This is a genomic window from Marinobacterium stanieri, from assembly GCF_900155945.1.
GTDB lineage: Bacteria > Pseudomonadota > Gammaproteobacteria > Pseudomonadales > Balneatricaceae > Marinobacterium > Marinobacterium stanieri.
This window is the reverse complement of record NZ_FTMN01000016.1, coordinates 24,172-34,393: the sequence shown is the minus strand read 5'-3', so window position 1 is coordinate 34,393 and position 10,222 is coordinate 24,172. Positions and strand designations below refer to the sequence as shown.

The following is a 10,222-nucleotide window of genomic DNA, read 5'->3' as shown; positions in this document are numbered from 1 at the left end:
CGTGCGATGACACTGGCATCAATCTTATCCGTTTTAGCCAGTACGCCGATGGCCTGGGCGTAGCGCCTGATGCTGACAGGATTGACCACGACAATGGGCAGGTTTGCCTGGTCACAAGCAAACACGAATGCATGTTCATGGCGGCCCGTGGCTTCCGTGACAATGCGTGTGACATTTTGGGATTTAAGGATCTGAACGATCTTACGGATAGACGTTTCTTCGTTCGGGATTTGGAAATGGAGGTCCAGCGGATGCAGGACGATATCGAGTGTGGATTTACCGACGTCAACGCCGACGTTGATTTCAATTTGGCTTTCTGTGTGTATGGTCATAAGCTAACTCTGCCTTGCTATGCGGGCTCGGGGCCCCGATGACTGTTCGAGTTATCGCTAACGAGTCATGCAGCGCTACCCACTTGTTATCGGTCTCTCGCAAGAGGAGCCGGCCAATCACCGAGCTGCTGCATGAAGGCCCTCAATGGCCGTTGAGGGTGGGTCCCAATTTACCCGGAAAACACACGGAATTATCCATACAATGTCTTTTAGGTGCTCTGGCGCCAAATGCGCATACCGCATTGTCATTTGAATAGACGCATGCCCAAGCACCTTTTGAAGCGTTAGAAGATTACCGCCATTCATCATAAAGTGACTGGCGAACGTATGCCGGAGGACGTGGGTTCTCTACCCCTTCGGCTCCCCTTCAGCTCACGCCCATCACCCACCCCAGCGCAGAATACCCATACAAAACAGCCGTATTTTTCCTACACTGAGTCAAACAAACGTTACAAAGTGGGGTTGCTCGGCTTAGAATGCGTAACAACAGCGTCATCCAAGATGTATGGCAGATACCTGCACAGAAACAGGTACTGGTGCAGCAAGGGGAATCCCAGTGAAGATAGGCCTGGTTCAGTCAGCCCTGGAGGCATACCGCGACAGCCACCCTAAAAAAGGCTTCATGATCTTTCAGGCCCTGCTGGCGTCTGCTTGCATCATCCCAATGGGCATCTGGCGCTTTACAATTGGGGAATATCCACAGGGCATCTTTGACCTGGTGTTGTCCTCGGTCTTTGTTCTGATTGCGTACATCGGCAGTAAGGACCATTACTTCCATCTTGTGTCACGCATCTTTGCCGTGACCTATACCATCGGCGTGGTCATCGCGATTCAGTACACCGGCATTATTGGTTTGTTCTGGTCTTACGCGGCCACGGTTGCCGTGTTCTTTGCCGCCCGCCGCTGGGAGGCGGTGCTGGTCGCCTTCATTATCTACCTTGCCTGCACTCAGGCGGTCTGGTCCCTGGCAGATCCGCAGCTGCTGTTCACCTACAGCGCCTGCTTCATGCTGGTAACCTTTTTCTGTTTCAATTTCTCGTCGCGCCTGCTGGCAGACCATACCCGGCTGAGCCAGGAAGCCCTGCAGGACGCACTGACCGGCCTTGGCAATCGCCGCTCACTGGATGATCACATCAATAAGGTCGCCAATACGGACGACCCACCCTCGGTGGCGTACAGCCTGATCATGTTTGATATCGACCACTTCAAGCTGATCAACGACACCTATGGTCATACCACCGGCGACCTGGTGCTGGCCCGACTGGCTGAACTGATTCAGGAGCAGGTCCCCCCCGACGTCAAACTCTACCGTTACGGTGGGGAAGAGTTTCTTATCCTCACCCCTACAGCATTGGACGATGCAACTCAGCTGGCTGAACACCTGCGTCAGCAGGTTGAGCAAAGCGCACTCATCCGTGAGCGGCATCTGCCCATTACCATCTCTCTGGGCGTGGCACAAAAACAGCCGGGCACTGACTATCGCTCCTGGCTCAAGGATGTGGATGATGCCCTCTATCAGGCCAAAACAACGGGTCGAAATCGGGTCTGTACAGGCAACTAAAGGCGCATATTATTAATCCATCAAGCGTTTTAATCTCGGTAGGAAGGGTGTGTTAGCAGGGCAACAAAAAACGGCCATTTGAATCCCCAAAACCCGACTGTCCCTGATCGATAACACATAATAAAAAGATCACATAAATTACAGGGTTGTTGTTGTCATCATCTTGTAAATCTTCTAAAACCGTAACGGAACTGCATTGTTTTCGTGCTTGAATACGATGCCATTCTGATAACAGCACGGCCTTCTAGAGTCGCGCACAGTGCCCGCAGGGAACAGTATGAAGATTGGGATCCTGGCATTCCCGGCTGATCAGCAAACCAAGCTGCAACGTATACTCAGCCTGTCCAAGACTCGTGCCTACGAGCTGGTTGAAACTCCAGAGAAAGGTAGCGTAGACCTTCTGGTCGTATTTGGTGAAGAAGGCTTGAGCCTCAGTAACGATTTTGACCTGCCCAGCAGCCATATTCTGGTGGCCAGTCGTGTTGCACCACCGAATGGTCACCCGCACCTGAAATTGCCCTTTATTTCATCACGCGTACTGCGCATCATTGATGGCACAACACCGTTGGCCAAACCGGCGGCAACGCCTGAACCCAAGCCAGCTGTAAGCCCTCAGCCCACTACTCCAGAGGCTCGCCCGGCGGCAACGCCCCAGCCAGCACCTGTGGCTAAACCTCAGCAGCCTGAAGCACCGGCCCCTACCGTGGCCCCGACTCAGCCAGTGCAGCCTGCCGCTCGCCCTGTAACGCCAGCGCCAGCAACACCTGCACAACCATCGGCAACGGCTCCGGCAGCTGCTCCGCAAGCACAACCAACTGCGCCTGCGCCCAAAGCTCCGTCTTCAACACCGGCTGCAGCGCCTCAGGCAGAACCGGTCACCAAACAGCCGCCCGCTGCTGATGTACAGCCGTCACCGGCACCCGCCGCGCCTGTAACACCTGCGGCCAAGCCTGCCCCTCAGGCCGATGCCGGTGGTGATGACAAGGATAATCTGTTCAAGAAATACGATTCTCAGATCGAGGAAGCCCAGCGCCAGAAGGCGCAACAGGATGCTGCAGCATCTTCAATGGAATACTCGGTTCTAGTCGTAGACGACAGCCATGCTATGCAGCAAGTACTTGCCAAGGAATTAGCAAAGCTGGAGCAAACAATAAATGTGGATTTCGCCGATGATGGAGAGTCAGCTTTGGCGAAAGTTGCCGAAGCAACTTATGATTTTATCTTCCTCGATATCATGATGCCCGGCATCGATGGTTTCGAAACATGTACTCAAATGAGAGCATTACCAAATTTGAAAAAAACACCGATCATAATGCTATCATCCAAAACTTCGCCACTTGACGAAGTCAAGGGTATAATGGCTGGCTCGTCAACATATTTGACAAAACCTATTGACTCAGACGAGTTCCTAAAAGTGATCAAGCGGGTCTCTCGCTGGATTACAGAGTTCAAAAAGTAATGCGCATCATACCGGAGTAAGTGGACAAAATGGCCATGAACAAGATCCTAATCGTTGAAGACGACCCCATTCAGCAACAGAAACTGCACGGCATTCTGAAACAAACTGGTGCGCAGGTTTTCATTGCTACCAATGGTCAGCAAGGCATCACTATGGCTGAACAGGAAAAGCCTGATCTCATCTTCATGGATATCGTGATGCCTGGTGTCGATGGCTTTTCCGCCTGTCGCCACATCACCGGTGGCGAATCTACGCGTGACATTCCTGTGGTTATTGTTTCCAGTAAACACCAAGAAGCCGACCGTGTATGGGCGCAGCTACAAGGTGCAAGTTCTTTGGTAGCCAAACCTTTTTCAGATCAAGATATTCTTGATCAAGTCAAAGAATTTAGCTAACAGTCAGCACTATGGATGATCTCAACAGTACACTTAACAGAGTGTTAATGGCTGATACGGACGAACAAGCCAACACAGCTGAAGCCATTCGTCATGGCTTCAGTATTAACGCTTGGAATTTTCTTCTTCAGGCGGACACCCATTGCGAAGTTGCTACCCAACAAAGTATCTGCCCGATACCAGGGTGTTCAAGCTGGTTTTCCGGTTTTATTAACCACCGGGGTAATGTAGTCCCTATATATGACTTGGGTGTTTTTTTAGAGCCTGAAGCTGTGAAAGCAAGGTCGAAGGGCAATACCTGGTTTTTGTTACTGGGCAGCCACCCAGATACTGCGGGCTTTATTATTGACCAACTTCCCTCAATACTGGTTGACCCGTCAATGTCTAGCGAAGAAAACCCAGAAGTTACTCCAACAGCTTTAAAAGATTTTATTATTTCAACATGGAATCATAATAATCGAATTTGGCTTGAGATAAACCATAAAGCACTTTTGGAACATTTCAAAGCTCACACTCTGTTTAACAAACAACAATAAAACTGGATCATCCTTTTCAAGGTAATCAACATGTTTTCATGGAATCTGCAAAACATTCGTATCAGTGCTCGGTTCGCGATAGCAGGCCTTCTCCTTGTATTGGGTATTATTGCGCTTGCAACTTCTTATTATCGGACCATCGTAATAGATGAGGAATCCTTGCGCATAGGCGCAGAAACGCGGGCAATTCAAGACGCAGTTTCAACGCTCACTGAAGATCTACAAGAGGCACGTATTGCTTTTACCCGAGCCAGGCTTTCACTCTCTCCAGCAGCCATAAATGCTCTTGAACAGCATACTTTGGCTCTATCAGGCCACCTTGAACGCCTTCCTGCTTTGCTAGGGCAACTTCCTAGTGCAGCAATTCTGAGAAACCAGTTGGATAATCTGGATCTTGAAGGCGCACTCAATGAACTTGCAATAATTAAACAGTCAACCGCTCCTGACGAAGAGCGCGTTCTAAGACTCCAAAAAGCTTTCGGGCCCATTTTTGCTCGATTGCAACATGAAAGGGTTTTGCGTCAACTATTGCCCAATGCTTTTAGTGCAGAAGCGACTAACCGACGCAATGAAGCTAAGGCACAGATGTTGAAACTGTTTTTTGCATCATTGGTCCTTTTAGGTATAGCACTGGCTATCGCACTAGCGATTGTAAAATATGGGGTGCTCGACCCACTCACTCAATTACATAACACCGTTAGCGCCGTTCGAAACGGTGACAAAGACGCACGTGCACCTCTGGATAGCCGTGACGAGCTAGGACAAATGGCCAGCGTTCTTAATAACTTGCTGGACGAAAAAGAAGAAGCTTTGGCCATTCAGGCAAACGAAAACAAAAAACTCAATGACTCCATTATTCAGCTAATACAAAGTGTCTTTAAAATAAGCCAGAAGGACCTGACAGTAAGAGTACCTGTTGCGGAAGATATTACCGGTGCAATAGCGGATTCAATCAACCAGCTTACTGATTCCATCGAAAACGTCTTGCACGAAGTAAGTGGCGTAACATCCGAAGTAAACAGCACGTCAATGCAGCTGCAGGAGCAGTCTGAAACAGTTCTATTTCAGGCAGGTAAAGAGCAAGAGCAAATCAATGAAACTCTTAAAGGCTTGGATTCTGCAATCAAAGCAATGGGGTTAATCGCAAAACTTGCTTCTGTAAGTAACAACACATCACAAAAGGCCATTGTCACCTCTGAGAATGCCAAAGAATCCGTAACAGCTACAGTAGCAAGTATTAATAAAATTCGTGAGACCATTCACGAAGCAGAGAAACGAATTAAAAGGCTGGGTGAGCGTTCTCAGGAAATTGGTGGCATCATCAGCCTGATCAATAACATTTCTGAACGCACACATATTTTGTCCCTCAACGCGAGTATGCACGCTGCTTCAGCAGGCGAGGCGGGCCGAGGGCTAATGGTGGTTGTAGACGAGGTACAGCGACTTTCTGAAAACTCACGGGAAGCCACTGCTGAAATCGAAAACCTTGTGAACAATATCCAGCTTGAAACAGCTGATACCATCCATGTAATCAATACCGCCATCGAAGACGTTGTCACTGGCACTCGATTGGCAGAGCAGGCTGGTGAGCGTATGGAGCAAACCCGAGATACGACTCAGTCTCTTGTAGAGTCAGTTCTGCGCATAGCTCAAAACGCTACCGGGCAAGCGAAGCTCACACAGTCACTTCGCGAACGTGCCGATAGTATCAATGCGTTTACACAGGCAACAAACAACGAAATGCTGCAACAGAAGCAATTGTCTTCACGCCTGGTAGACGCCGCAGGTGAGCTGGAACGCTCTATTAGCGTCTTTAAATTGCAGCATCAGAGCAAAAACTGAGGAACGTCGGCAGATGAAGGAACGCAGTCTTAAGCCGATGCTGATAGACCAGCTAGAGACCCTGATTAATCAGGTCGGTCAACCAACCGATCAGTTGGCTGAGGATCTCGCCGAGCTGTCTGAGGCTTTTCAGGAGGCTAACTTCACTGGCATGGGCGAGTTGCTGGCCCTCATGTCTGAACTGGTGTCATCTGAGGAAACTGCGTTGACACCTGAGCATCAAGCTGACATTTGTTTCATCCTTGCGGCTCTTTCCAAACAAGAGTCATTGGACGCTTTGCTCTCGGCAACAACTACTACTCTGACATCTCCCAGCTGGCGCTCGCCACTGGGAGCAGAAGATCTAACCCTGCTACCAGAGCTTCTTGCTGAAGAGTGGGGGCCTCTGACTGAGATAGAGATTGTTTCCTCGCCAGGCAAAGCAACACAACTCTTGGAACAAGCATCCAGTTGTGAAGACTTAAGCGAGCACCTTGTTGAGCTCAGCGAGTCTTTACCTGATGAATATCCCCCTCTTATTTCAGACCTCTGCGCACTGAGCGCAGAGTTATGTAGTACTCTAGAAAGCCTTGGGCACCCTTATTTACCAAGCCTATTTTTCAGAATTGACCATTTGCTGGCACAGCCAAACCATGAACACGCAACGGCTGTACTTATAGCTCTTTCTGACAGTCACTGGTCAAATCCTGTGACGCCTGAGGAACAGCAAGAGCTGCAAGCGCTCATAGACGAGGCCTTTCGGCCGACTGAACAACAAAACCCAAATGAGCCTGACACAATTTATTTGGAAGAAGACGTTTGTGAGCTTTCCTCTGCGGCCGGGCCCGCAACATCGGCTTTGAACTCTGCAAGTTCACCAGAAGAATTATCAGAGCTGCTCATTGAATTGAGCGAATCTCTAAGTGAAATTGATCCAACCTTAATTTCCGACTTGTTTGCCTTGTCCAGTGAAAGCTGCGGGACACTGGATGAGACTCACACGCCTGCTGCTGTAAGCCTTTGCCAGTTGCTGGACCTATTACTTCAAGCCCCAGACAAAGCAACCTGTAAGAAAACAATCGACTTTTTAGCTGACGAGCAATGGCCTACTCCTCTGAGTGCAGAAGAACAATTCGAACTGTGCGCTTTAGCTGATATTGCATTTGCACCGAATGAACTACCAGTTCCCCTCCCTGCTGGGGAAGCACATCAGCAAGAGCCCAAGCATTCAGGCTTTATCAACTCAGAAGCGCCCAAAGAGATATTAGAGAAGCCTGACTTTTGTAACGTGAACATGAGCCTGCTAGAGCAAGCAGGCCCCAAAATTGACCCTCAGATTCTGACTATGTTGTCGGGCTCTTTGATGCAACTGACCCAACTATGGGAACAGACAGCAGCAAACAGTAACCCGAACTTACTTGAAGCAAGCATGGAAGCTTTGCTTCCGCTTGAGCGTGCCTGTGAGACAGTTCACCTCAGCGGTGTACGCATACTACTTGAAGGCTTGGGACGAAACCTGAGTTACATGGCATTACGTCGCAAGCCTCTGGAAGAGTACGAGCATGAGCATTTTACTTACTGCCTCGAAGCGCTCCAAGCTCACCTAGGCGACCTGGGTAATAAAAGTGACCGTGACTCAGTGGTGGATGCAATAAGCGACCCTGCTCTGCCTATTTATGCAACGAACCAGCAGTCGGCATTTCTAACCGGCCTGCTTGCACTGGCCGGCATACAGTCATCTGAAGATATTGAACAACAGCACGCCACACATGAAGATATTGATCTTTCAATTGCAGACGATATCGATCCTCAGTTATTGGAAATGCTGTACGGGGAGTTGCCAACACTCGTTGATGAGCTACAACAATGCCTGCAAACAGTTATAACCGATCAAGAAGCTGAATACCTGCTCAGTGCTCAAAGAGCTGCACATACGATTAAAGGCCTAGCCAACATGGCGGGTATTCGCGGCTTGGCTCAATTGACCCACTGTATGGAAGAAATTCTGGAAACACTCACAAATTCAGACATTCTTCCAGGCAAACAGTTATCAGAAGACCTTACAGAATCAGTTGATTGCCTTGCTCAAATGAGTGAAGCCATCAGCGAATCTGAGCCTAACCCTGACGGCGCATTAGAAGTGCTTCAGTGCCTGATGGACTGGCATTATCGGCTTAAAACCGAGGGCGTTGAGGCGGCAGGTCAAACACGACAATCAGCTGAGAAGCTTGACCCCGAGAAGCAAGCCATTAAAAAGGTGCCTTCTACTCCCCTCTCTCCGTCGAAAAAGGAAATTACTAAACCTGGCGAAAGTGAACAAGCAGGCCAATTACGTGTGCCCGTAAGCTTACTCGACAATCTGTTTCGTATCGCCGGTGAGTCAAGCACTCTGAATGCTCAGCTTGATGAACGCTTGAGCCAAATGCACCGCCTCGCACGAGCAAACCGCGACCGTCAACGAGCGCTGCAAAAGGTCATGTTCGACATCGAGCAACAGCTTTTGGACTATTTCACCCTGCACCCCTCTGAGGCAAGCGATGACAGCGATTTCGACCCTCTTGAAATGGATCGCTACCACAGCATTCATACGACGTTGTCCCAGCTTCAAGAGGCTGTAGCAGATGTAAGAGAAGTAGGTCATGAAATGGCGCACCACTTGCGTCAGCTGGACGAAATGCATGCTTCTCAGACCAACCTGCAAAAGGAATCACTGGATAACGTACTCAGCACCCGTCTAGTTGCAGTCAAAACACTCACTTCACGAATGCAGCGTATCATGCGTCAGGCATGCCGCGCAGCCGGCAAAGAAGCACGCCTTATAATTGAGGGAGAGAATGTACTTGTCGATAGCCAAATTCTGAGCAAGCTGGCTGACCCGCTAATGCACATTATTCGCAATGCAGTGGACCATGGGCTGGAAGCTTCCGATGTACGAGCAGATACCGGAAAGGATACGGTAGGCACACTGACGATCAGCTTCCGTCAAGCCGAAAACCAGATTCAGGTTAGTTGCTCTGACGATGGCAGCGGCATCAACGTCAATCGCGTTAAAGAAATTGCCGAACGCAAGGGACTTCTTACTGACAAGAGAGAATTGTCGGATAACGAAGCCCAGCGCCTGATTCTGATTCCCGGGTTCTCGACCCGAGATGAAGTCAGCCAATTGTCCGGGCGTGGCATCGGCATGGACGTGGTGTATCAGCAAGTTACCCGCCTGCAAGGCACCATCAGTATCCATTCGGTACAGAATGAAGGCACCCGTTTCGACTTGGCACTACCGGCCTCGTCGCTGCTGATCCATACCCTGCTGGTGCGCAGCGCCAACAAGCGTATCCATGCCCTGTCCAGCCACACTATCGAACAGAGCCTACTGTCGGCCGATGGCGAGATCAACAGCTCCGATGACGGCATGACCTTTACCACTGCAGAAGGTGTTTACCCGGCCTACACGCTGGAAACCCTGCTGGGTGAAAAGCCTGGGGATTACAGCGGCAAGCGCCTGTTCCCGGTGCTGCTGGTCAAACTGGACCAGGGCGAAAAAGCGGCGGTATTTGTGCCCGAAGTATTGGCCCACCGCGAGCAGGTGTTCAAGTCCATGGGCGAGCACCTGCCCGATATCCCCGGTGTACCCGGCGTTACCATTCTTGCCGACGGCAGCGTGGCACCCATCGTCGATCTGCAGGGACGTATCCGCCAGCGTCATTCGGCCCTGAGTCCGGTATCCGAACTAGCAGAGCCCGAGTTCAACCTGCACCTGCCGGAAGTGCTGGTGGTGGATGACTCCCTCAGCGCCCGTAAGACACTGGCGACCCTGCTCAGCGACAGCGGCTACGAAGTACGCACCGCCATCGATGGCCTGGATGCATTGGACAAGATCCGTCAGGAACCGCCTGCCATTGTCCTGACCGACCTGGAAATGCCACGCATGAGCGGCATGGAACTGGCGGCCATCCTGCGTAACAGCAAGCAGTACAACAACATCCCTGTGGTGATGATCACCTCCCGTTCCACCCACAAACACCGTGGCGAAGCAGAAGCCGCCGGTGTCTCTGCCTACCTGACCAAACCCTGGACCGAAACCCAGGTGCTGGACCAGGTTCAGACCCTGCTGTTCTAGT

General features: G+C 50.5%; 7 protein-coding genes and 1 pseudogene. 6 read left to right on the top strand and 2 right to left on the bottom strand.

All coding sequences use genetic code 11. The features are described from left to right. Together BW956_RS21770 and BW956_RS21765 are read right to left on the bottom strand one after the other, a co-directional pair. The coding region (locus BW956_RS21770) for an IS110 family transposase (RefSeq protein ID WP_139327146.1) at positions 1-332 on the bottom strand (332 nt) is incomplete at its 3' end. A 117-nt stretch (positions 333-449) separates the two neighbouring features. Further along, positions 450-677, bottom strand: a pseudogene (locus BW956_RS21765) (tyrosine-type recombinase/integrase); the annotation flags it as partial. Between the two features lie 211 nt (positions 678-888). Between BW956_RS21765 and BW956_RS21760 the strand changes: the two are divergent. The 6 genes from BW956_RS21760 to BW956_RS21735 all read left to right on the top strand — a co-directional run bounded on the left by BW956_RS21760 (position 889) and on the right by BW956_RS21735 (position 10,221). After that, positions 889-1,893 (top strand): GGDEF domain-containing protein, encoded by a 1,005-nt coding sequence (locus BW956_RS21760; protein ID WP_076466445.1) that lies wholly within the window; start codon positions 889-891, stop codon positions 1,891-1,893. A 424-nt stretch (positions 1,894-2,317) separates the two neighbouring features. Continuing rightward, positions 2,318-3,352 (top strand): response regulator, encoded by a 1,035-nt coding sequence (locus tag BW956_RS22815; protein ID WP_276327843.1) that lies wholly within the window; start codon positions 2,318-2,320, stop codon positions 3,350-3,352. 35 nt (positions 3,353-3,387) lie between these two features. Beyond that, the gene (locus tag BW956_RS21750; RefSeq protein WP_029510991.1) at positions 3,388-3,747 is read left to right on the top strand and encodes a response regulator; all 360 of its coding nucleotides are present in this window, start codon (positions 3,388-3,390) and stop codon (positions 3,745-3,747) included. A 47-nt stretch (positions 3,748-3,794) separates the two neighbouring features. Next, a complete protein-coding gene (locus BW956_RS21745; RefSeq protein WP_175612067.1) occupies positions 3,795-4,283 on the top strand; it encodes a chemotaxis protein CheW in 489 nt (162 codons plus the stop codon). Between the two features lie 30 nt (positions 4,284-4,313). Continuing rightward, on the top strand, positions 4,314-6,125 hold the full coding sequence (locus BW956_RS21740; RefSeq protein ID WP_076466442.1) for a methyl-accepting chemotaxis protein: 1,812 nt from the start codon (positions 4,314-4,316) through the stop codon (positions 6,123-6,125). Between the two features lie 13 nt (positions 6,126-6,138). Further along, the gene (locus tag BW956_RS21735; RefSeq protein ID WP_244894404.1) at positions 6,139-10,221 is read left to right on the top strand and encodes a hybrid sensor histidine kinase/response regulator; all 4,083 of its coding nucleotides are present in this window, start codon (positions 6,139-6,141) and stop codon (positions 10,219-10,221) included. Position 10,222: the final 1 nt, after the last annotated feature.

Excerpts from the sequence above, each read along its gene's own strand:
- BW956_RS21740 (WP_076466442.1), top strand. The coding sequence starts at position 4,314 with ATGTTTTCATGGAATCTGCAAAACATTCGTATCAGTGCTCGGTTCGCG.
- BW956_RS21745 (WP_175612067.1), top strand. The coding sequence starts at position 3,795 with ATGGCTGATACGGACGAACAAGCCAACACAGCTGAAGCCATTCGTCAT.
- BW956_RS21750 (WP_029510991.1), top strand. The coding sequence starts at position 3,388 with ATGAACAAGATCCTAATCGTTGAAGACGACCCCATTCAGCAACAGAAA.
- BW956_RS21735 (WP_244894404.1), top strand. The coding sequence starts at position 6,139 with ATGAAGGAACGCAGTCTTAAGCCGATGCTGATAGACCAGCTAGAGACC.